The organism is Rhizobium sp. P28RR-XV (genome assembly GCF_012641385.1).
In the GTDB taxonomy this organism is placed as follows: Bacteria; Pseudomonadota; Alphaproteobacteria; order Rhizobiales; family Rhizobiaceae; genus Rhizobium.
On record NZ_JABAIG010000025.1, the window covers coordinates 1 to 22,043 of the forward strand.

19 protein-coding genes and 1 pseudogene are annotated in these 22,043 nt (G+C 58.1%); 8 read left to right on the forward strand and 12 right to left on the reverse strand.

Annotation, left to right across the window (positions count from 1 at the left end; translation table 11 throughout):
• Positions 1–213 precede the first annotated feature (213 nt).
• A pseudogene (locus tag HGP12_RS32045) lies at positions 214–525 on the forward strand (integrase core domain-containing protein); the annotation flags it as partial.
• A 314-nt stretch (positions 526–839) separates the two neighbouring features.
• Here HGP12_RS32045 and HGP12_RS32050 read toward each other — a convergent pair.
• The 12 genes from HGP12_RS32050 to tssH all read right to left on the reverse strand — a co-directional run bounded on the left by HGP12_RS32050 (position 840) and on the right by tssH (position 13,988).
• Positions 840–1,862, reverse strand: coding sequence for a type VI immunity family protein (locus HGP12_RS32050; protein ID WP_168842965.1), 1,023 nt, complete (start codon positions 1,860–1,862; stop codon positions 840–842).
• Positions 1,863–1,897: 35 nt separating this feature from the next.
• The gene (locus HGP12_RS32055; protein ID WP_168842966.1) at positions 1,898–2,884 is read right to left on the reverse strand and encodes a DUF4150 domain-containing protein; all 987 of its coding nucleotides are present in this window, start codon (positions 2,882–2,884) and stop codon (positions 1,898–1,900) included.
• A 5-nt stretch (positions 2,885–2,889) separates the two neighbouring features.
• Complete coding sequence (locus HGP12_RS32060; RefSeq protein ID WP_168842967.1) at positions 2,890–3,945, reverse strand: hypothetical protein; 1,056 nt, start codon at positions 3,943–3,945, stop codon at positions 2,890–2,892.
• Positions 3,939–4,955: a DUF2169 domain-containing protein gene (locus HGP12_RS32065; RefSeq protein ID WP_168842968.1), complete on the reverse strand. Its 1,017-nt coding sequence runs from the start codon at positions 4,953–4,955 to the stop codon at positions 3,939–3,941. The genes HGP12_RS32060 and HGP12_RS32065 overlap by 7 nt, the downstream gene beginning before the upstream one ends.
• A 9-nt stretch (positions 4,956–4,964) precedes the next feature.
• Positions 4,965–5,285: a hypothetical protein gene (locus tag HGP12_RS32070; RefSeq protein ID WP_168842969.1), complete on the reverse strand. Its 321-nt coding sequence runs from the start codon at positions 5,283–5,285 to the stop codon at positions 4,965–4,967.
• A 491-nt stretch (positions 5,286–5,776) separates the two neighbouring features.
• Positions 5,777–6,169 carry a hypothetical protein gene (locus HGP12_RS32075; protein ID WP_168842970.1) on the reverse strand — a complete coding sequence of 131 codons (393 nt, stop codon included), beginning with the start codon at positions 6,167–6,169 and terminating at the stop codon, positions 5,777–5,779.
• A gap of 3 nt (positions 6,170–6,172) precedes the next feature.
• A complete protein-coding gene (locus tag HGP12_RS32080; protein ID WP_168842971.1) occupies positions 6,173–7,462 on the reverse strand; it encodes a DNA/RNA non-specific endonuclease in 1,290 nt (429 codons plus the stop codon).
• A 1-nt stretch (position 7,463) separates the two neighbouring features.
• On the reverse strand, positions 7,464–7,853 hold the full coding sequence (locus HGP12_RS32085) for a hypothetical protein (protein WP_168842972.1): 390 nt from the start codon (positions 7,851–7,853) through the stop codon (positions 7,464–7,466).
• 7 nt (positions 7,854–7,860) lie between these two features.
• Positions 7,861–10,017 (reverse strand): type VI secretion system tip protein TssI/VgrG, encoded by a 2,157-nt coding sequence (gene tssI / locus HGP12_RS32090; protein ID WP_168842973.1) that lies wholly within the window; start codon positions 10,015–10,017, stop codon positions 7,861–7,863.
• Positions 10,018–10,023: 6 nt separating this feature from the next.
• Positions 10,024–10,572, reverse strand: coding sequence for a hypothetical protein (locus tag HGP12_RS32095; RefSeq protein ID WP_168842974.1), 549 nt, complete (start codon positions 10,570–10,572; stop codon positions 10,024–10,026).
• A 116-nt stretch (positions 10,573–10,688) separates the two neighbouring features.
• Positions 10,689–11,165 (reverse strand): Hcp family type VI secretion system effector, encoded by a 477-nt coding sequence (locus HGP12_RS32100; protein WP_168842975.1) that lies wholly within the window; start codon positions 11,163–11,165, stop codon positions 10,689–10,691.
• Between the two features lie 66 nt (positions 11,166–11,231).
• On the reverse strand, positions 11,232–13,988 hold the full coding sequence (tssH, locus tag HGP12_RS32105; protein ID WP_168842976.1) for a type VI secretion system ATPase TssH: 2,757 nt from the start codon (positions 13,986–13,988) through the stop codon (positions 11,232–11,234).
• 304 nt (positions 13,989–14,292) lie between these two features.
• On the opposite strand from tssH, the gene tssA reads away from it, so the two are divergent.
• The 7 genes from tssA (at position 14,293) to tssF (ending at position 22,022) form a co-directional block, all read left to right on the forward strand.
• Positions 14,293–15,264: a type VI secretion system protein TssA gene (gene tssA / locus HGP12_RS32110; protein WP_246703635.1), complete on the forward strand. Its 972-nt coding sequence runs from the start codon at positions 14,293–14,295 to the stop codon at positions 15,262–15,264.
• Positions 15,265–15,370: 106 nt separating this feature from the next.
• On the forward strand, positions 15,371–15,883 hold the full coding sequence (tssB, locus tag HGP12_RS32115; protein ID WP_168842978.1) for a type VI secretion system contractile sheath small subunit: 513 nt from the start codon (positions 15,371–15,373) through the stop codon (positions 15,881–15,883).
• Between the two features lie 112 nt (positions 15,884–15,995).
• Positions 15,996–17,474, forward strand: a complete 1,479-nt coding sequence (tssC, locus tag HGP12_RS32120; RefSeq protein WP_168842979.1) for a type VI secretion system contractile sheath large subunit — start codon at positions 15,996–15,998, stop codon at positions 17,472–17,474.
• 47 nt (positions 17,475–17,521) lie between these two features.
• Positions 17,522–18,925, forward strand: a complete 1,404-nt coding sequence (tssC, locus tag HGP12_RS32125; protein ID WP_246703633.1) for a type VI secretion system contractile sheath large subunit — start codon at positions 17,522–17,524, stop codon at positions 18,923–18,925.
• Positions 18,922–19,746 (forward strand): type VI secretion system accessory protein TagJ, encoded by an 825-nt coding sequence (locus HGP12_RS32130; protein WP_168842980.1) that lies wholly within the window; start codon positions 18,922–18,924, stop codon positions 19,744–19,746. Before tssC (HGP12_RS32125) ends, HGP12_RS32130 begins: the two co-directional genes overlap by 4 nt.
• Positions 19,739–20,248, forward strand: a complete 510-nt coding sequence (gene tssE, locus HGP12_RS32135) for a type VI secretion system baseplate subunit TssE (protein ID WP_168842981.1) — start codon at positions 19,739–19,741, stop codon at positions 20,246–20,248. Before HGP12_RS32130 ends, tssE begins: the two co-directional genes overlap by 8 nt.
• Positions 20,241–22,022 (forward strand): type VI secretion system baseplate subunit TssF, encoded by a 1,782-nt coding sequence (gene tssF / locus HGP12_RS32140; protein WP_168880143.1) that lies wholly within the window; start codon positions 20,241–20,243, stop codon positions 22,020–22,022. Before tssE ends, tssF begins: the two co-directional genes overlap by 8 nt.
• The last annotated feature ends 21 nt before the right edge of the window (positions 22,023–22,043 follow it).

Genomic DNA, 22,043 nt, shown 5'->3' on the forward strand with positions numbered 1-22,043 from the left:
CTTCCACTTCGAAACACACGAGGGAGCGATCGCAAGTGCTGCTGCGATCGATCGTATCGTTTCTCCGGCATTCAAGCGCGCCATCGCCCGTTCGCGAAGATCTTCGGAATATGGTTGGGTCATCCCTACCGACCGTCCTTTCCCGGTAGGAACAGAGAATCATATCTCAGCTGATTTGCGAACCTGCGATTCTGAGAAATCGAAGCGTGCTCTAAGGTCGAGTGGCACTACATCGGACCGGGAAAGCCAATGCAAAATGGCTATGTCGAAAGTTTCAACGGCCGGGTGCGTGACGAGCTATTGAACGAGAGCCTCTTCTTCGGTCTCGATCATGCCCGAAGCGCCGTTGCCGAATGGGCGGAGGATTATAATAATTTCCGCCCGCATTCATCGCTCGGATACCAGACCCCGGCAGGCTATGCCGGGTCCATCGCCGCAACCGGCTCCAACGCTGATGAAAACTTCGCGTTTCCGCCGGTTGCTTACACCGCGCCACTCGGCGTATTCAAAACCGCCGATGGATGAAACTTCAGTGGCAGGTCAGACGTTATCGGCAAAATCTGCTTGTCCTCCAGCACAATATCAGCCATTCGCTCGCGTATTTCGATGCCAGTAGCATTCTGCAAGGCGAAATCAGTACCGTAACCAAAGCGTAGCATGGGTACGCCGCGTTCGAACGCCACTGCTATCCTGTCAAGAAAGCTCCAGTCGCGTGCGTTCGCCGTTAGTTCATTTTCCCTGAATTCAGATGGAATATCACGATATCGGCATGCCATCACCTCAACATTGCAGTTGGATGGGTGCTTGGCCCGCCCCAGGCGCTTGCACCAAACACCGCATCAATCAAAGCGCCGCAGCCATGCCAGCGTTTCGTCCCGATCGTCCAAAGGTGGTGGCAGGCTTTCGAAGATTCCGCGCCGACCGAAATCCTCGAAACGGAGTGGTTTCAAAACGTTTGCCACCTTTCGATACGCGACCAATGCCTCTCCACGGTTGACATCCCCGATCCTTGGTTCCTGCCCGGCTTGGATAATGATGCCACCATCATAAGAATGGATGGAGCATTCCGGCTCTAGCGCAGCACGGATTTTATCAAGGCCCCCAACCCGCCGAAGGCGCTCGTCATCGATTAGTGTCAGCCAATTGATCGATCGTATCACTGGTGTTGCCGCTGCCTCACTCCTGACGCGCCACAAGCTCAGATCCGGATAATCAAAGCCGATAAAACGTTTCAGAAATGGAAAGGCGAGATCAATGAACGGGCCACGACCGCCTCCCTCCTCCATAACGAGGCCTAGACCAAAAGTGCCGTGGATCGGCCGACCTATGGCTGCCCAGCGGGTCAGAACGCTCAGCAGTTGCGTATAATCTCCCTGCGGCCAGTCAGCCGGGAAATAGGCCTCAAGCCGGCCGAGCGCATTATCCTTGTTTGCCAAACGCTTTTCGGCGATAGCGGGCCGCGCCACAACGCCGATGTGATATGGGGTTGGTTCATCCCTGTCGACACCGCCCGAAAAACCGTAGAGTTCGGCGTCGAAGCCTTCCACCTTTTCCTCGGGCGGGATGCTACGCATGCGGTCCGTAAAATAGCCGACATAATCGAAATTTTTCGTGGGTTTTAAGCGGTTGCCATCATAGGGCATGTAGTGAGTGATCTTATCGGAAAAGATCTTTCCGTAATCCTCCACCAAACGGATCAATCGGATACGAACTTCGTCATCGTAAGCATGGCTGAAATATAATTTGAGCACAAACCCGAATTGCAGCGCCGGATTGCCGCGTTTATCGGCAATCGTGAGCTTGGCCAAATCCGATATGGTCTTAAACTCCGACAGGATTTTATTGTAGTCGATTTCTGTCACTTTATATTCCACCTGCGAGTAGGTTTCATCAAGCTTCACAACGCGAGCGCAGCAAGCGACGCTCCGCCCGTTTCCGGAGCAAGCAGAATGGCGCCTACAGCCACAGCACCCACGCCGAGCGGAACGAGCCAGCCTGCATTGCGACTAAACCAGCTCCCGTTATTCGATGGCTCGGTCTCTCGCTCCGTCTGCGGCGCTGGTTGAGTAACAGGGGCCCTGTTGCCATCATCATCATCGCATTTACAGTCTTTTTTGAAGTTGATGTCGTTCCGATCCTGATCCGTATCCTGTCCAATTTCATCGTATGTTTCATTTTGATTGCCGCGATATCGATCCTTCGGCAATTTATTTTCGCCAAAGCTATTGTTATCGTGATCGGTGTAATCCGGCATCTTCGTGCCTTTAGGCCCACCCCTCAACTGGTTACCGCCGTCATCCAGCCGATATGCCCACTTCCCGTCCTCGCCAATTTCATAGGCACCTCCAGGGGTTACGTTGCGCCCTGCCTGGCTAGCCCACTCCAATATCTTGCCATCGATGCAACGCTGACTGAACGTGCCGGCCGCCTTGCAGGCACACGCAAACTCACAGATCTTCTCCAATATCTCGCGCTGCGGGCCTTTAACTGGCCCAGTATAATATCCCCCCGCCGATATGGTATTGCCCTTGTTCAGCAGCATGCGATCCGTCAGGCGCGTAACATTGCGACCTTCCATGAACACATTCGGCGACCATGACAGAAAGGTGGCGCGATCCTTGTTCACGCCGGAAACGATCCCCCCGCCGACGCCAGGCTCATCGCCAAAAGACCGATAGAATTCTGAGCCCTTGACCCCATTCATCGCTCCACCATGCGAGAATACCGTCGTCGTGCCTTTGGCAAGATCCCGGGCATAAGCCGTGTTGGTATAGGGGATAGGCTTGTCAGGGCTCTTGCACACATCTGGCATAGTTGAACGAACCCAGCCATCGGAATGTTTGTGGCAGAGCGTCAATCCATTGATGGCGATAGTCTCCTGCATCGGCTTCAGTCCTTCTTCCGATAGCTTTCGATAACCGCGACGCAACGCGGGCCGTCGGGATGAGATGTCGAAACGATCGACCGCATGGGCACCCTCTTATCTGAGAGATGACCATCCCGCTCGCCGGCGTCACTTGCCAGGTGAGTTTTGGATGCAAGCGCAAAGCTCGCCATCACCATGCCGTTCGTCGCCCCACAATCTCCCGTGTTTCCGAGCGGCGCTTCGAAATCTTGGACGAGAGGTTCTGGTATAAGGGCACCGGATAACGCAAAGCCGAGATCCTCTGAGCGCCAACGCTCTCCATTCAGATCGGCAAGAAATCGATCCGGAACGAAGGCCTCGAAGGCTTGCCGCAAGGGCTTGGCAAGCCCTCTGCCGACAACGCCTTTGGGAGACGAAGGCTTTTCAGTCTCAAACCCAGTAAATAGGGACTTCAAAGCGCCGACCGGTGGATGCGCTCCTGCATCTCCGCTTCCGATCAAAAGCAATGCGGCCGCCTCGCCGGGGATAAGGCCGTGGGGCGTCTGTCGTGAATAAAGGCGGTTGTTCATGGCGAGGATATCCAAAAATTCTGCGTCCATGAAGCTGTCAATGGCGCCGACGATCAGTGCGGGAAACTGTCCCGTCGATATCTCGTTCGTACCACGAACGATTTCGTAAAGAGCAAGGGTCTCCCCGTCGATTAAGATCTCGACGTCTGAAAATAGATGGGGGTAGGTCTCGCTTATCCAGAGAGATAGCCGCTTGCCGATCGAATGACCGACGAGCCAGCGCGGCGCGACAATCCGTAATGGAACAGGTCCAAACGTCTCGGCAACTACGAGATCATCCGCCGCACCGGCGAACAGCCTTTGCAGTCTCAGTTCGAAGTTGCGCATATCTTCAAACGGAATGGCACAGGACAGCGTCATTGGCATTCCGTCGACGCCAATGGGCCCCTTACGCGACTTCGTAAAATTCCGCTCATTGGCAAAATAAGCATCGCAGGCATTGGCAAACCCCTTGCCCAAGGGGCAATGCAAGCCGACTCCGAGAATTTCGACCATGGCGCTGCTCAACATTCCACTCCCGCCATCTGCCGTACATGCAAATTGCAGCCCGAAACGGACATATCTCCCCTCGGACAGGGAATAGCCGTGTTCCAAACCATCTCCAGCGTCTTTTGCGTTCCATTCAGCAAGACGGAGACTAGCCTCGGACGGCTCTGTGTTTTTTCATGCCCCATCCAAGTGGCGCATTCCATGATGATCTGCGGCAGGCGAAATGCATAATCACCGCCCGCGTGGAGGCCGATCACTCGGCCTGTCTCGCCGCCTTTCAAATCAAATATCTGGTCTTCGGGAGCAGCCTGGAAAAAGCGGTCGGAAAAATCTTGCGGAGGTAAAGGCGCTTCGTATTTCCGCCAGTTCTCGTCATACGTACCGGCGTGCGCCGAACGGGCCTCCCAGGACGGCTGAATGGCTCCGAAACCGTGCGGATCCGGCAGAGTGCCATCGTCGATCAAGGCAGCCGGGCTTTCGATGAAGGGGAGAGAAATTTCCGTGCCCTCCGGCATTTCCTGCCAGGCCGACGTCCAGCCCATGCCGATGGGATTGACACCATTCGCCGGCCCATCTGCCTTGATGAAGTCGGCGCCGCCCAGACTGTTGCGCCAGCTAAGCCGACACTCGCGGTAGGACTCGTATCCCTCGAGCTGCAACCTGCCGGATTTTTTACGAAGCCGGCGGGCGCCGAAAACTAACGCGCGCTTCGAATGTGCCCCAAGATCAAAACCGGCTTCCATTTTATTGACAGCGCGGCCCGCGGGCGCGGTGATGCTTCCGGTGAGCAGGAAATCGACTTTGGGCCGAAACGGTGAAATATCGGCCTCCGCTTTCAATTCTAGGCTGTCGTCATCCTCGTATTCGGGCGCAATGCGGATCGCGCCTTGATCTTTTACAACAGCGTTGAGGCCATTTTCCTGGACATCGAAGCGCGCGCGAACCGCAACGACCCAATTTTCCATTCCTGCGCGGTCACGAACAAAGTAACCCAAGGCGGCGAACGGAGTCCGGTTCTCAACCTGCCACATGACAGCGCCTCAATTCAGGTCAATCGTAGCGGCATCAAGCGATATATGCCGTTCCGCAGACTGAGCGATCGACACGCCGTGCACGATGATGCTGCCATCCTTACGAAGCGTGAGCGATGATTTTCCATTGCGGATCGTCATTGCGCCCGTATCAGCGTCGATTTCCAGCATATCGGCAAGCTTGCGCAATTTCGACCATGCGCCGTCCTCATCAAAGGCAACGGCTTCGACAAAAAGGGCTCTCTTGGGAATATCATTCATGATTTTGGACCCGAGTAGTTTCTCTCTGGAATACATGGCCTCACACGACGCTCGCTGTAGATAACGCATAAATTATGCGGCCTTCCTTTCATACGGAAGTATTCCCAGCGAAATTATCGAATTTAGGCCGAAGCTCCCTTATCATGGTTCGTGCCGTCCCTGGCGTGATGGACCAGCATTCGGGAGTACCGATTTCCGAAACAAGGCGCGCGCGGTGACTCTCTCTGTCATACTGAAGAAGTACTCGACACAAGGTCTGTGGGACCCCTCGATTAGAATCGCCCAGAAACGCAATCACCGCAGGCTTCACGTCCTTTATCGAGCAACTGAAAGCCCACCATTGGCCATCCGCGTCATAGGCGTAGCCACTGTTACCGAAATTCCGCCCGCCATCAGAAATAGAAAATACGACAGCCATGGTTTGCCAACGCTCATCCGCAAGCACATCCGCAGCAAGAACCGACCGTACAACAGCCGTTAGATGCTCACGCCGTCGCTGCCGCTCATCGGCAAGCGAAACAATCGCTCCACCATTTCTGTAGGGGCTATCCAACAATGCCCTATTCTCCAAGGTTAGGGCGAAGCTGCGCGATGATGGTGTCGACGTTCTTTGGTGTTACCTGCCAACGCGCGAGGTCTTCATACTCGAAGTCAGCGTTAACCTTGCGGCTCACACGATTGAATTGGAATAGGATCTTTCGAAAGCCCGTGTCTCCGTCTTGACGAAGCCACTCTCGGTATGCGGCTACTGGCTGCTCGATCTCACGCAACTTTGGTGCAACAGCGGTATAATTTCCCTTCTCATCGTAAGCATAGCCAAATATCTCGCTTGCTTCACCGCTCTCATCAACTGTAACCACAATTGAGATCTCGACCCACTCGACACCCTGCATCTTGCCCGAACTTACGATTGCTCGTGCAATATCGCCCATGAGTTCAAGGTTTTCCGACATTTATTACTCCATGTCCCGAAATCGAATTCTGTTGAAGCTTTCACCCGCTTGGTTTTTGAAGCGCTTCTCATTGCTATATTTAACGGCTCCCGTTTTGGGATCGCGAATGGTGTACTCCACATCAAAGCTGCTCGGGCGCACCGATCCAGGCGGATTGACGTCGATGTTATAATTGACTTCGTAGCCTTTGTTTACCCAGTCGGCCCATTCATTCTCCATTGTTTTCCATGCGCCGGTGTTGAGATTACCAGCTTGAGGAGCGATACCATAATCCGGCGTATTGCCCATAAACCTGTGCGCAACGAGATGGCCGCCCTGATCACCCGGATCGCCGAGTTTACCAATGGCCGTGGCATTGTCACCTCTGGCCGTGCCTCCAAAATCCTCGCGCAGAGTGCCTTTCGCATTGATCGGTCTGCCGGTTGCCGGATCGTAAGTGATTTCATTGTCATTTCTGCCATGCGTAAGCTTGCTCGACTTCGGCTTGCCAGCTGCCTCGCCATTCTTCAGCTCATTTTCAGGGGACGGATTATAATTTGGGTCTTCTGTCTTTACCCCTGGATGATGATCTTCAGGCTTTCCAAACTCGCGCTCGAGTTGATCTACAGCAAATTCACGTTCCACTTTACCGCCAGACGCATGCGTGAATTCGACAATAACTTTCGAGGCTTTGCCCGCCTCTTCCCCAGCCTTCACGACACGGACGAAAACCTTGAGCGATTTCAACATCGCCTTGGCGGCAGCGCTTATTCCTTCACCCAGCGCAAGGTCGCCGACCAGAAAGACCCCGTCTACCGTCAAGGTTGCAATTCCGTACAACCAGCCGCATTGCGTAAACCGCTTTTTGATTGCATTCCATGTTTCGCTGAAATAGCCAGCTATCGCGTCAGCGGCCTTACTATATTCCGACTGACTCAAAAGTTGCATATTCATGCCATCCTCGGCATATTTTGCAGCTTTGTCTTTGTCCCCCAACCCAAACCAACTGAGAATCTGCTCCGTTGCGGATAACTGGAAATTGCTCTGGGCCATTTCGGAATAGCCATAGCCCGACATGAGATGGCCAAAACCACTTTCGGAAACGCCTGCCATCAATTGTTTGCGCGCTTCCGCGTCGGTCGCCAGCACATAAACCATTTTTGCTATAGCGACATATTCGTAGAATTTTTCGCCGGTATAAGCTACAATCGAGCACGCATTATCTGCATGCGTTCCTTTTGTAATATCCGCACCCGCGCCTAGGTTGTTACCCGCGTTGGTCAAATTATTCGCAGCACCGGTGCCAAGACCCATCTCATGCACCGTCTATTATGGATGCTTCAAAAGCGGTGACATGCCATTGTTGAAAGAATTTCTTCATCTCAATCGGCAACAGTTCATTCCACGAAAACGCCAGGCTCGACACACCTGGCTCCAACGATCCGAGCGCCATGTCACCGATTGCCTGTGCAGCCGCAAGCGTGATGCCCTTCATCTGCGAGTTGGCCTCGGGACCTGATATCGTTTGCTGAACCAGCGATCGGAAAAGATCCATCCGTTGCGAGACCGGAATATCAATTTCGGCCGTATCCCGCGCAGGGGTGATACCAAGTTCCTCCCAAAAGGCATTTCGACGGTCATCGCGTTTCTGCTGATTGTCCGTTTCATCGCCCTCCCAGGTGCCAGTGAGGAATTTTGTCGCCATCACATCCTCAATTCATGTCAATTTTTCCAGCAGTCATCGTAACGGATGTATCCTGCTTGATGTTGAGTTTGACACCCTCAATGGTAATCGTTCCATCGCGCTCCATGACTATTCGAGATTTTCCGCAAATGATCTCGTATTTGTAACCAATCATCGACACCTTGGTCTGCCCCACCTCCTCCCATGACCCCATCGCGACGCTCTCATTCTTCACGCCGCCAACCGTTAGCTGATACCCGCCCCCGACCGTGGTTGCCTTTGCCGCACCGACGATTTCCGTAGACGACACCATTACGGTTTCCGCCTTGTTCTTGCCAACGCCGACGATCATATTGCCTTCGCCCATGGTAGCTTGAGAGAGAAAGCCAAGGACATCCGTGAAGCCGCCAAGCTTGCTCGTAAGAACGTTGCCGACTGTGTCGCGCAATATCCCCATCGCGGCCGTGACACCTTTTTGCAGGATGTTTGGCCCAACCATTAGCGTCATATTGCCGCCGATGACTTCGTGGTGATTGTTGCCGACCTCGATCGACTTATTGTGGCCTATCGACTCCGCCTGGTTATTATCGATGCGTTTGGAATGGGAGTTTTCGACGTGCACGCGATGATCGCGTTGAGCGTGCATATAGATTTCTTCCCGTCCGTTCTCGTCTTCGAAGGAGAGCTCGTTAAAGCCATTACCCTTGTGGGTCTGCGTTCTGAAGATGGACTTGGTCTTATTCGCGGGAAGCGTGTAAGGCACGCTATTGGCTGGATTCGGCACCACGCCGGTTACCAGGGGCCGGTCCGGATCGCCGTCGATGAAGGCGACCATGACTTCCATGCCGATGCGCGGGATGATCTGGCCGCCCCATGTGCCGCCGGCCCAGTTCTGAGCGACCCGCACCCAGCAGGTATCCGATCCGTCCTTCTTGGCGCGGCGATCCCAGGGATACCAAAGCTTGATGCGGCCGTATTGATCCGGATGGATTTCCTCGCCGGATGGGCCGGCGACGATCGCGACCTGAGTGCCGCGAATGCGCGGCCGCTCCGTCTTGCGATGCGGCGTCATCGCGACGCGCGACGGCACCGCTTCGAAATCATTGGTATATTCCGGCTGGTCCATATTGGTTTCGTAGGAGGGGTCGAGCGCGACGTGGGTTGCGCGCACGATCACGTGTTCCTCGTAAACATGCTCCGGATGGGCCACTTCATAGGGCGTGAAGCGGCGGCCTGCCTCCAATATGCGTGAGGTCGAACGCCCAACCACGCGATTGTGGTCGGCCTCACTTGCCTGCATGCGCAGCTTCTGCGCCCTTTCGGCTTCCGCAATCGATGAGATGCGGGCCGGATATTCGTAAAGCTCACGCTTCATCGCGCCCGGCATCTGCACAAGTGATGGTGTGGTCGTACCCGGCACCATTTGCGGCGTCTCGAAATTCCAGTCGGCGCCGGCGCGTTGGCCGGGGATATAGGCGTAATGCCTCATCCATTCATTGATATGGTTGCGGTCGGTCGAACCTTGGGCAAGCCGAACCATGCCCTCGCCCTGTGCGGATGGCGACGGCCCCGCCCATGAATTCGCGCCGTCCGCGACATGCAGCCGGTGGCTGCCGTCTTCGTGGGAAAACCAGTAGAACAGCCCGTCTTCCTCGAAACGGCGGGTCAGATAATCCAGATCCGTTTCGTTCCATTGCACCGAATAATGCTGTGGCGGCGGCGGTGTCACCACGCCGGAAACATCGGGGGCCGGAATTCCATGTTCGGAAAACAGCGTTTCGACGATATCGATGCTGGTCTTGTCCATCCAGATGCGGCAGTCCGAGCGCTGCGAGAGCAGCCACATTTGCGGCTTCAAGACCATCGAATAGGAGCGCAGACCGCGCGTGATCGGCGGCCCTTCCTGCAGGCTCGTCACCAGACCGTTGAAGGGACGGCGAACGCCGTCACCGCCATCTTCGGCCTGCCGAACTTCGATGGAGACATCGACGAGCCGGCCGATCAGATCCTGCGGCTGGATGATTTCGCGCTTGGCGCGCACGGAAAGCTGGATGTCGAAAAGTGCGGACACGCCTTCCGTTATCGTCACCCGCTCCGGCAAGAGCTGGTCCGTACCAAGCGGTGAGACGACCCGGAGATTTCGGGTCGCCTGGATGAAATCATTGGCCGAAGGCTGATCGTTCATCTGCGTTTATCCTACCAGTGAACTTGCCGAGCCCGTCTTGCCGGCGCTGCCGACCACCTGCTTGCGGCCGCCCACCAGATAGGCGATCTGGTACAAGGTGCCATTCGGCACGGTTTCGCGCATGCTGGGACCGTAGAGCACGTCCGGCGTCAGGATCTTGCCGATATCGGCGCGCGAAGCGACCGTGCCGAGCAGATAGGCACCGCGCACCATGTAGGTCCGGACCTCGGCATCAGTCACCGTATAGTTGAACTGAGCGACAAAGGCCGAATGGTGGTTGACGTCCATTTCCCGGATGATGTGAGGCTCGTTGTTTTGCAGCCACACCTTCAGCCAATGCGTCAACGACATCTCATTGGCTTTTTCCATAACGGACCGGAGACCAGAAGCGAACGCACCTGCGGCCTGGTTGCGGGCGGCATATTCGCGCGGACCTTGCGGCCATGAGAAGTAATCGTAGGAAGGACCGCGGCCCGCGCGCTTGATCGGCGGAAGGTCGGTCTGCTTCACCGGCTCCATTTGCAGAGCCGGCGATGAAACGGAAAAATCTACCATGGCGACCTCGATGAAAAAGGTTGTCGAGAATGTTCAAATCCCAGCCGCCGCAGCGATCTGGCATTGGGCACGATTCCGGCGCGTTGATTGCAACGCGCCGGAAAACGATGCTGGTGTTAGGCAGCCTTGGTCGTTGCCAGATCGTAGGAAGCGATCATCGGCGACTGCGGCGTCTGCGAGTCGTCGTAAGGCGTGTACTTCACTTCCATCTTGGTGAAGTTCAGCTTGATCGTCTCGACCGGGCGATCGCCGCTGGAATCGACCGAGTAGCTGGCGATCAGCGTATTGGTCAGCGTGTATTCGATGTAGGTATCGCCCGGATTGCCTGTTGTCACCAGATGGATGACGGCCTGCTTGCCGGTACGGCCCGAGCATGCTTCCTGGAACAGCTTGGTCGACGAGGAATCGCTGACCTTGGTCAGGATGACTTCCGAAACGGTGGGCTCGGAAGCTTCGCGGTTCGCTGCGGAACCGGCCGACGTCTTCATGTTGCGCGAGACGTTCCAGTGGATGACTTCGATGTCCATCCACTTCTTGTGCTGCTCATGGGTGGCATCGCCTTGAATTCCGTCGATCTGCAGATAAATCGGCATGCTCTCAACTCTCCTGTTTGAATTTGAATTTCACCTTGTCGCTGCAAGGCGGGTTTACCTTTCCGTCTAATGCCGCATCCGGACGTTTCGCTCGTCCGGGGCTGCTTCATTCGCCGCGCCGCCTTGTTCGGGGTCAGCGAATTCATGGTCGTTCACCGGCTTCTCCTCGATGAGGAAGCGGTGATCGTGAAAACTGATGCTGATGCCGGCAATCTTGCGCCGCTCGGCAACGGCATCGAGGAAGAAGGTCGACAATTCGGGCAGAAGATCGCGCCCGATCATGGTCTCGATGGCGCGCGCGCCCATCTCGCTCGCCTTCGCGCGGCTGACAAGCGCGTCACGGGCCGGTTCCGACAGGAAAACCGCGGTCCCGTAGGAGGCTGAGACACGATCGCGGATGCGGCCTATCTGGATATCGACAATGCCGCTCAACGTCTCGCCGTTCAGCGGCATGAAAGGCAGCACCGTGGTTCTACCGACGAAGGCCGGCTTGAAATGCTTCTGCAATTCGGGAAGCAGCAATGCTTCAAGCGCCTGACCCTCGGGCATGGTCTCCGGATCGGCGGCAAGTGCCGCCAGCAGATCCAAGCCGGTATTGGCGGTCATGACGATCGTGGTATTCTTGAAATCGATGTCGCGGCCTTCGCCATCGCGCAGCGTCCCCTTGTCGAAGACCTGATAGAACACCTCCTGGACGCCCGGATGTGCCTTGTCGATCTCGTCCAGCAGCAGGACGCCGTAGGGACGTCGGCGGACCGCCTCGGTCAGCACGCCGCCTTCACCGTAGCCGACATAGCCGGGCGGCGATCCGAGCAGCAGCGAAACCTTATGCTCCTCCTTGAACTCGGACATGTTGATGGTCGTCAGATATTGGCTGCCGCCATAAAGAAGATCGGCGAGAGACAGCGCCGTTTCGGTCTTGCCGGTTCCCGACATGCCGACAAGCAGGAAGACGGCAGGCGGGCGGCGTGGGTCGGAAAGGCCGGCGCGCGCCGAGCGCATGGCGGCCGAAATTCGCGCGATCGCGGCGTCCTGGCCAAGCACGCGCTCCTTGAGCCTTGCGTCGAGCGTCTTGACGGTCTCGACCTGATCCGACAGCAGCTTGCCCACAGGAATACCAGTCCAGCGGGCGACGATACCAGCGATCACTTCCTTGTCGACGACGCGCGGAACCAATGGCGTCTCGCCGGCAACATCGGCAAGGTTGCGCTCAGCTTGCGCCAGCGCCGCGCGAGCGGCTTCCGAGGAACCGCTCGCGGGAAAAAGCGCGACATTGCCCTCATGGGTCTGGTCGCCCCGTGCGGGCGCACTCTCCTCGGCCTGCAGCGTACCGGCATCGCTAAACGATGCCTCGATCCGGTCCGCCTCCTTCGACAGGCGGATTTCCTCGTCGAATTTGGCCTGCAAACGCTCAATCTCGAGCAGCACCTCGCGCTTCTCATTCTCGATGATCACAAGCCGCGCGGTGAGCTCAGGCGTCACCGGCTCGGCTAAAAGTGCTGCAGCTTCCGCCTCCAGCATCTCCTGCTCGTTGCGCAAGCCTTTGAGCGCCTCGGGAACGGTCTGTCGGGAAAGCGACACGGCGGCAGCGGCAGTATCGATGAGGCTGATCGCCTTGTCCGGCAACTGCCGCGCCGGGATGTAGCGGGCGGAAAGACGCACGGCGGCAGCCAGCGCCTCGTCGCGGATGCGCACCTTGTGATGAGCCTTGAAGCTACCGACAATGCCGCGCAGCATGCGGATGGCGGTTTCCTCATCGGGCTCCAGCACCTGAACGACCTGGAAACGCCGGGTCAGTGCCGCATCCTTCTCGATGTGGCGCTTGTATTCGCTCCACGTCGTCGCGGCAATCGTTCGGAGTTCGCCGCGGGCCAGTGCCGGCTTTAGAATGTTGGCGGCATCGCCCTGCCCGGCCTGGCCGCCGGCGCCGATTAGACCATGCGCCTCGTCGATAAAGAGAATGATCGGCTCCGCGGCGGCGCGCACCGCGGCGACCACGCCATGCAGGCGCCGCTCGAACTCGCCTTTCACGCCGGCTCCGGCCTGCAGCAGGCTGAGATCGAGGAGGAGAATACGCACGGACTTCAGCATATCAGGCACGCTTCCGGCGGCAATTTCCAACGCCAGCGCTTCGGCCACGGCCGTCTTGCCGACCCCCGCCTCGCCCACCAGGATAGGATTGTTCTGCCGGCGCCGCATCAGGATATCGATGACCTGGCGCAGTTCGCGATCCCGTCCGATCACCGGATCTATGCGGCCGAGCTTGGCATCGGCCGTCATGTCGCGGGTGTAGAGGCGGAGAAATTCGTTCTCGCCGGCGGCGGGAACGGCTTCAGAATGTTGCGATGGCGAGGCGGCATCCTGAGACGGAGCCGCGCTCAAGCGCTTTTCGAGAATATTGCGATCGAGGTTGCGTAGCGATGGCGCCATGCCCCGCGCCATGATCCGCAGCGATTGGTCATCCGTGAGCGCGGTCAGAAGATCGGCGAGCGTAACGCTGTTGCGGCCGCATTGAAGCGAGGCGACAAGCCAGCCTTCCCGCATCAGCGCCAGCAAATTTTGGGAGAGCACGAGGGCGGCACCATCCCCTCTCGGCAGTTCGGCAATGGCGTTATCAAGCTCCGCGCGCAGCGCCGCGGATGACACGCTAAGTTCTTCAAAAAAAGAGCAAACTTCCGATGACTCTAATAAGGAGACTATCCAATGTGCGACATCGACATTCGCATGCCGATCACGTGCTGCATGCGACGCTGCAGCCTCGAGGCCGACGCGCAATGCTGGCTCGAGCGTTCTGATCAGGCGATTGAGATCGATATTCGACACCTAGAAGTTTCCTCCCTCTAGTTTCATTTCAACCACACCTTCATGTCGCGGCAACAACTAGGGCGGTTATTCTCCGGAGTCCAGACGGACAACAAAAAATTTTTCATGTGGTCAAAAATCGGAATTGTCACAAATTCGTTGCAGAATAGACATGGTTGACAAAGGAATATATCGACATAAGTATCACGCCCTTAAACGATGTAGTTCGAGCTATGGAGCTAATATCCTGCTGAACGTCCGCGACATAGAGAATTCATTTGAAGAAAATGCGCCATGCGGAGAAAATGTGCGCAACAATACTTCTATGCGCGAAATATACTATAGAATAAAAGACGCCAGAAACCAGGCTCGCGCTACGGAACGAGGTATATCACCAGGTGAAAATATTAGTCTTTCACCTCTTTGGACAGATGTTAGCAATCTTGGATTGCAGATTGTTTCTTCTAAAAGTAAGGACCTCGAAGTATTAGCATGGCTGGCCGAGGCGGAATTACGTCTGCGAGGATTCGAGGGTTTAAGGGATGTCTACCAGGCGATTGCGTCGCTATTGGACAAGCATTGGGAGAAATTTCATTCCGTCGGAGCAGACGATATCGAAGAGCGGCTTGCCCCGCTTTCAGGTCTTAATGGTGTCGGCGGCGAAGGGACCATCATTCAGGCGATCAGGCTGTCGCCGCTCGTTCCCGGAATGAAATTCGGTCAATTTTCCCTTTGGGATTTTCAGTTGTCGCAACGGCCCAACGAGGTGAAACGGCGCGATGAGCTGAACCAGGCTGTCCTTGAAGCCGGCACGGCAGCGATGAGCTCGCATCTGGAAATGGTGAAGGGCTGCATCGCAGCTTTCGATCGGCTGGTGTCCATTTTGAACGAGCGCTGCGGACAGATGGCGCCACCCAGCTCGAATACGCACAATGTCCTGCACGAGGCTGCCGCAGCGCTTCGGACCCTTGCCGGCATCGAAACGCAGGCAGCCGAGGCCGACGTGGATCCGCAGCAGCAGGAAGGTTCGGGCGAGCCGGCGCAAGGTCGCCCGCGCCCCTTGGGCGCCGAGCAGATCGGCTCGCGCGAAGAGGCTTTCGAGCTGCTGCTGGCCGTCGCGCGTTATTTTCGCCGCACGGAACCGCATTCGCCGATCTCCATGTCGATCGAGACGATGGTCCGGCGCGGACGCATGGATTTTTCGGAACTATTGGCCGAACTGCTGCCGGAGGCGCAGGTCCGCAACGCCGTTCTAACGGCGGCGGGCATTCAGCCGAAGTCGAACAAGACGGGATGACAAATAGAACTGGTATCCTGAACTTTTTGCAACCCGCTCTTTCCAAAGGCGAGTTGTGCCACATGTGAAGAGCGAAATTGCCGCTGGGATTTGAAGGAGAAGCTTTATGGCGAGTGTTCACGAAAAACTGGAACGAGTGCGCAAGCCGAGGGTCCACATCAAGTATGAGGTGGAGACCGAGGGCGCCATGGTCGTCAAGGAATTGCCCTTTGTCGTCGGCGTGCTCGGCGATTTCTCGGGCAATCCGACCCAACCGCTGAAACCGTTCGGCGAACGCAAGTTCGTGCAGATCGATCGCGACAATTTCGACGATGTGATGCGCCGCATGACGCCGGGCCTGAACATCGCTGTCGAAAACACGCTCGAGGGCGACGGTTCGCAGCTTCCCGTTTCGCTGAAATTCGAAAGCATTCAGGATTTCGAGCCCGGCTCGGTCGTCAATCAGGTGCCCGCGCTGAAGGCGCTCCTCGATGCCCGCAACCAGCTTCGCGACCTCATGAGCAAGGCCGACCGATCCGAAGAGCTGGAGCGGCTGCTCGAGGATGTCCTGCAGAACAAGACGGATCTCTCGAAGCTGATGTCCGAACTCGGTCTGGCCGACAAGCCGACCGCAAGCTGATCGTCGTCGATTGCCGGCTGGCGCCGGTCGTCCAATCCTGTTTCAAGCAGCCGATAACGGCAGGCATCGAGCTCCACCGCTATCGCCCGCACTTTCCGCAAGGATCGAAAAAATGAGCGCTGAAAGCCAACTGAAGACCAAAGAGGCCGAGTTTGCGCCCGATGAAAATCTGCTGTCGCAGATCGTAGCCGCAACCCGGCAAACCGAGCCCGACCGTGCCCAGGATCTCTTAAGAACGCTGACCGATCAGGCTCTCAAGGGGACCGTCACCTATGATCGCAATCTAACGATCACCCTCAACAAGGCGATCGCCGAACTCGACAGCAAGATTTCGCGGCAGCTCGCCGCGATCATGCAGTCGCCGGAATTCGCCAAGCTGGAAGGCAGCTGGCGCGGCCTTCACTATCTGGTCAAGAATAGCGAGACCAGCGTCAACCTGAAGATCCGCGTCCTGAACGCGTCGAAGCGCGACGTCTCCAAGGATCTGGCGAAAGCGGTGGAGTTCGACCAGTCGCGGCTGTTCAAGTCCATCTACGAAGACGAATTCGGCACACCGGGCGGCGAACCCATGGGCGCCATCATCGGCGACTACGAATTCGACAATTCGTTCGACGACGTGCAGACGCTGCAGGCGATTTCGTCGATTGCCGCCGCCGCGTTTGCGCCGTTTATTTCGGCCGCCAGCCCGCGCATGTTCGGCTTCGACGATTATCGTGAGCTTGCCCGTCCGCGCGATCTGGAGAAGATTTTCGAAACGGTCGAATATGCGAAATGGCGCAGCCTGCGCGACAGCGAGGATTCGCGTTTCGTCACGCTCGCTCTTCCCCGTGTGCTTGCCCGCATGCCCTATGGGCCGAAAACCAACCCGATCGACGATTTCGCCTTCGACGAGACCGAACATTCGAAGACCGGCGAGCTCGATCACAACTCCTATTGCTGGATGAACGCATCCTATGTGATGGGAACGCGGCTGACGGACGCCTTTGCCCAAAGCGGCTGGTGCACGGCGATCCGCGGCGCGGAAAACGGCGGCAAGGTCGAAAACCTGCCGATGCACATCTTCTCGAGCGATGATGGCGATCTCGACCTCAAATGCCCGACCGAAGTCGGCATCACCGACCGCCGCGACGCCGAACTCGGCAAGCTCGGCTTCCTACCCCTCTGCCACTACAAAAACACCGATTATGCCGTGTTCTTCGGTGCCCAGACGACGCACAAGCCGAAGCTCTACGACAAGCCGGAGGCAACCGCCAATGCGGCCGTTTCCGCCCGCCTGCCCTACATGATGGCGACGTCCCGCTTTGCGCATTACCTGAAGGTGATGGGCCGCGACAAGATCGGCTCCTTCATGGAAGCGCAGGATTGCGAGAACTGGCTGAACCGCTGGATTGCCAATTACGTCAACGCCAATGACGATGCGGGTGAAGAGTCTCGCGCAAAATATCCTCTGCGCGACGCGAAGGTGACGGTTCAGGAGGTTCCGGGCAAGCCCGGCTCCTATAACGCCGTCGCCTGGATGCGGCCCTGGCTTCAGATGGAAGAGCTGACCACCTCGCTTAGAATGGTCGCCCGCATCCCGAGCAAGAACTAGGAGAGGTGGCGCGGCGATCGCCTCGCCGCGCACCTTCAGCCAGCACCATGACCGCGACGACGATGGAACCGAGAGCTCCCTGGCCCCGTCAGGCGCATCGCGTGATCGCCATGATCGACGATGCGCTAAACCGGCAGGTCAATGCTATTTTGCACCACCCCGAATTCCAGGCGATGGAAGCGCGGTGGCGCGGGCTTGCCATGCTCATGCGCTATACAGGGCAGTCGGACGAGGTGAAGGTCAAGATCCTCAGCGTCAGCTGGCCCCAACTGACGCGCCATCTCGAACGGACGACGGAGTTCGACCAAAGCCATCTTTTCGAGCTGATTTACAGCCGCGAATTCGGCATGCCCGGCGGCGAGCCGTTCGGACTGCTGATCGGCGATTACGAGCTTTCGCCACAGGATCCGGCCGGGGGCGATACCGTGGGGGCGTTGACCCAGATCGGCATGGCCGCGGCCGCGGCATTCTGCCCCTTCATGGCGGCAGCTGCGCCGCAGGCAATCGGCTTGCAGGATTTCAGCGAACTCAACCGCGTGCAGGATTTTTCGTGGCTGTCCTATGATCCTGCCCGCATCCGCTGGAACGGGCTTCGGGCGCGCGAGGATTCCCGCTTCCTAGGGCTCGTCGCTCCACGGATCCTGATGCGGGCTCCCTACGAGGCCTATTCTCGCGACCGCGACGATCAATTCCCGTTTCGCGAAAGCATCGCAGCCGACGGCAGCAGCCTGCTTTGGGGCAACGGCGCCTTCGCCTTCGCGATGATCGTCATCCGCAATTTCGTCGAATCCGGCTGGTTTGCCGACATTCGCGGCGTGACGCAGGATGCAATCGACGGCGGCATGCTGAGCCAGGAGGAACTGGCGCCCTACGATCTCGGCATCGAAAGCAATGGTCTTTCGCAGCAGGCTCCTGTCGAAATCCGCCTGACCAATGCGCAGGAGCAGCAATTGTGCGAGCTCGGCATTGTGCCCGTCGCGACCACCTATCTTTCCGCCTCAGCGATCTTCAATTCCAACCAGTCGCTGCATGCACCACCGCATTATACGAGCGAGCACGCCCGGCAGAACGCGCGCATTGCGGCAATGCTGCAATATGTGCTCTGCGCCTCGCGCTTCTCGCACTACCTTAAGGTCATCATGCGCGACGAGATCGGCCGGCTTGCCGATACAATCTCGATCGAACGCAAGCTGAACGACTGGCTGTCGCGCTACACGCTCGGCAACGACGATGCGGACCTGTCGCTGCGCACGCGCTTCCCGCTGCGCTCGGCCGGCATCAGCGTCGACGAAGTTCCGGGCAAGCCCGGCATGTTCGCCTGTACCGTGCGGCTGCAGCCGCACTTTCAGCTCGATGACGTATCGACCAGTTTTCATCTCATCGCGGAGACGGCAAACGCGACGCATGCGCTCTCCCGTTCCGCAAACACGCCGCAAAGGAAATCCGCATGACGCTCGCCGCCAAGATCGCCGAAGCCCTCAGCGAAAACGCGCTCGACGATGCGATCGAGCAGGCGAAAGCGCATGTGAAGGCGGCACCGACGGACAAGGACGGAAGACATCTCCTTATCGATCTTTTGATCCTTGCCGGCGATTACGCACGAGCCGACGCGCAGTGCAATCTTGCAACGACGTTTGCGCCGGAAGACATGATGGGCTTTGCCATGCTGCGCAATCAGCTGCGGGCAATGGCGGCGCGTTCGGCCTGGTTCGAAGAGGCGGCCGCACCGGATTTCCCGAACGGCCCGACGGCTCTCGACCAGGCGGCGATGAAGGTTGCGATCGCGCATCTCGACCGTTCTGCAGATACGTCCACCACACTGCGGTCCCTGGAGGAGATCAGGGGCGAACGACCGATGAACTGGAACGGCCAGCTCGTTTCGGACTTTCGTGATCTCGACGACCGCATTCCACATGCTCTCGAAGTCATCATGACGGGCGGAGCCTATCTCTGGATCGACTTTTCGAGGATTGCCTCCCTTCACGTCGAACCGATCGCGCGCCCGCGCGATCTCGCCTTCCGCAGGGCCGAGCTGGAACTCGGGGACGGGGCAAGCGCGCCCGTCCTCCTGCCTGCGATCTACCACGGCACCACGGGTGCCAGGCTGCTGCTCGGCCGTGAGACCGAATGGGTCGATGAGGCGACGGGCATCACCACCGGCCGCGGCCAGAAATGCTTCCTGGCCGGCGACGATCTTGTTTCCTTCCACGATCTGACGTCGCTTGAAACGGTCTCCGGCTCCGACGGGACGAGGCGCGCCGCCCATGGTTGATCCGCTGGAACGCTACAGGCCTCGGGAAAGGGTCGTCGCCAGATCGATCATCGATCGGCTGATCGACGAAAATCCCGACCGCCTGCAGGATCCGCCGCAGACCTCGGCCGAGCAGCTGCGTGAACTGCGCGAATGCATCCGCCGCGATCTCGAAGCCCTGCTCAACACCCGCCGCCGCCCGACGGCACCGCCCTCGATCCATGATGAACTCGGCGATGCGCTGGTGTCTTTCGGCGTCGACGGCATGGTGTCGGCAAATCTTGTGACCGACGAAGCCAAGAACCGCCTCGCCCGGCTGATCGAGAGGCGGATCACGCTTTTCGAAACGCGGCTTTCCGACGTGCGGGTGAACATCCTGAAGAGCCGGGGCAATGGTGAGCGCGCCCTGCGCATGCGCATTCAGGCAACCTTCCGCGTGCATGAGGGCATGCCGCCCATCAGCTTTGAATCGACGATCGACCCGTCGACCCAGCGCTTCCTGGTGGAGGCCAACAATGGCTGACGGTTTTCTGCAGCGCTACAACGACGAGCTTGCTGCCATCCGCAAGCGGGCAGCCCGGTTTGCCGACGCTTTTCCGAAGATTGCCGGCCGCCTGCGTGTGACAGGCGAAGTCGCCGATGATCCCCATGTCGAGCGGCTGATCCAGAGCTTCGCCTATTCGGCGGCCCGCGTGCGCCAGAAGCTCGACGACGAGTTTCCGGAACTGACGGATGGCCTGCTGGAAACGCTTTATCCGCACTATCTGGCACCGCTACCGTCGATGAGCATCGTGCGCTTTGCTCCCAGCGCCATGTTGGCATCCGTACAGACCGTGCCGCGCCATACGGAAATCTTCGCAGAGCCGATCGGCGGCGAGAGCTGCCGCTTCCGCACCACGCAGGACACCCAGGTTGCTCCCATAAAGATCGTTTCGGCCTCCCTGGCGGGCCATCCGATCAATGCGCCGCCCTCTCCTCACGCGGGGGCTGCTGGCTGCTTGCGCCTTTCGATCCGGGCACGCGACACCAATAAGCCGTTCAGCGAGATCGGCCTCGACCAGCTTCGGCTTCATATCGGCTCTTCCTGGCAGCAGGCGGTCGCCATTCACGAGCTTCTCGTCAATCATACGCTCGGCATCGCTCTGGCCCAGCATGCCGATGACCGCGCTCCGGTCATGCTACCGGCCAAGGCTCTTCGTCCCGTCGGCTTCGAGCCGGAGGAAGCTATATTGCCCTACCCCACATCGAGCTTCACCGGCTATCGGCTGCTGACGGAATTCTTCGCCTTGCCGCAGAAATTCCTTTTCGTCGATATCGTCGGGTTGAAGGCATGGCGTGGCGAGACGCTGGAAATCTTCATCTATCTCGACGAAACCAGCGCCAAATTGGAGCGAGCCATTTCGGCGCGCGATTTCGTCCTGAATGCCACCCCGATCGTCAATCTGTTCCGTCAGACCTGCGAGCCGATCGCGCTCGACGGGACGCGCACGGAATATCGCGTGCTGCCCGATGCCAGGCGACAGAAGACGCGCGAGATCTATGCGATCGAAAAGGTGCTCCTATCGGCCCGGACCGGCGAAGAGGAACAGTGCCAGCCGTTCTTCGGCCGCAGCTTGAAAGGCGGTGCCTCGTCGCTTTTCTGGCAGTGCGCGCGCCGTTTCGATGCCGACGACCACACGTCGGACATGGAAATCACCTTCGTGGATCGGGCGCGCCGCGCAAGCGATCCCGTCGATAGGATCGCCAGCATCGACGCCCTTTGCCTCAATCGCGAACTGCCCGAGCAATTGCCGTTTGGCGGCGGCCATCCCCGTCTGCAGCTCGCCTCCGGCAGCGAGGCGGTGGAGGCCGTCGAAGCCCTGATGGCGCCGACGCCGTCCGTGCGAATGAACGAGCAGCAGGGGCGCAACTGGCGGCTCATGTCGCATCTTCAGCTCAACCATCTGTCCATCTTCGACAATGATGGCGCTGCACTGAAGGACATGCTGGCGCTCTACGCATTCAGGGACAGCCGCGAGACGCGGCAGCTCGCCGATGCCTTGGTGCGGGTCGACGCCAAGAGTTCGATGACACGCCTTGGCAGCGGCGGGATGGTGACGGGCACGGATATCCGCCTCGAGTTCGATCCGGCTGCCATCGATAGGCCCTCGGCCTATCTCTTCGGCAGCGTTCTCGACCGGTTTTTCGGGCTTTACACCTCGATCAACAGTTTCACCCGCCTCTCCATCTCGATGAAGGGGCAATCGAAGCCGATTGCCGTCTGGCCGGCTCGCGCCGCCGAACGACCGCTGCTTTGACGAAAGGATGATTTGAAGGCG

Coding starts and splice junctions, on each gene's coding strand:
- tssC (WP_168842979.1), top strand. CDS start 15,996: ATGAGCGCTGAAAGCCAACTGAAGACCAAAGAGGCCGAGTTTGCGCCC.
- HGP12_RS32060 (WP_168842967.1), bottom strand. CDS start 3,945: ATGTTGAGCAGCGCCATGGTCGAAATTCTCGGAGTCGGCTTGCATTGC.
- tssC (WP_246703633.1), top strand. CDS start 17,522: ATGACCGCGACGACGATGGAACCGAGAGCTCCCTGGCCCCGTCAGGCG.
- tssI (WP_168842973.1), bottom strand. CDS start 10,017: ATGAACGATCAGCCTTCGGCCAATGATTTCATCCAGGCGACCCGAAAT.
- HGP12_RS32080 (WP_168842971.1), bottom strand. CDS start 7,462: ATGGGTCTTGGCACCGGTGCTGCGAATAATTTGACCAACGCGGGTAAC.
- HGP12_RS32075 (WP_168842970.1), bottom strand. CDS start 6,169: ATGTCGGAAAACCTTGAACTCATGGGCGATATTGCACGAGCAATCGTA.
- tssB (WP_168842978.1), top strand. CDS start 15,371: ATGGCGAGTGTTCACGAAAAACTGGAACGAGTGCGCAAGCCGAGGGTC.
- HGP12_RS32100 (WP_168842975.1), bottom strand. CDS start 11,165: ATGCCGATTTATCTGCAGATCGACGGAATTCAAGGCGATGCCACCCAT.
- tssA (WP_246703635.1), top strand. CDS start 14,293: ATGCGCGAAATATACTATAGAATAAAAGACGCCAGAAACCAGGCTCGC.
- HGP12_RS32055 (WP_168842966.1), bottom strand. CDS start 2,884: ATGCAGGAGACTATCGCCATCAATGGATTGACGCTCTGCCACAAACAT.
- HGP12_RS32070 (WP_168842969.1), bottom strand. CDS start 5,285: ATGCGTTATCTACAGCGAGCGTCGTGTGAGGCCATGTATTCCAGAGAG.
- HGP12_RS32130 (WP_168842980.1), top strand. CDS start 18,922: ATGACGCTCGCCGCCAAGATCGCCGAAGCCCTCAGCGAAAACGCGCTC.
- HGP12_RS32085 (WP_168842972.1), bottom strand. CDS start 7,853: ATGGCGACAAAATTCCTCACTGGCACCTGGGAGGGCGATGAAACGGAC.
- HGP12_RS32095 (WP_168842974.1), bottom strand. CDS start 10,572: ATGGTAGATTTTTCCGTTTCATCGCCGGCTCTGCAAATGGAGCCGGTG.
- tssE (WP_168842981.1), top strand. CDS start 19,739: ATGGTTGATCCGCTGGAACGCTACAGGCCTCGGGAAAGGGTCGTCGCC.
- tssF (WP_168880143.1), top strand. CDS start 20,241: ATGGCTGACGGTTTTCTGCAGCGCTACAACGACGAGCTTGCTGCCATC.
- HGP12_RS32065 (WP_168842968.1), bottom strand. CDS start 4,955: ATGTGGCAGGTTGAGAACCGGACTCCGTTCGCCGCCTTGGGTTACTTT.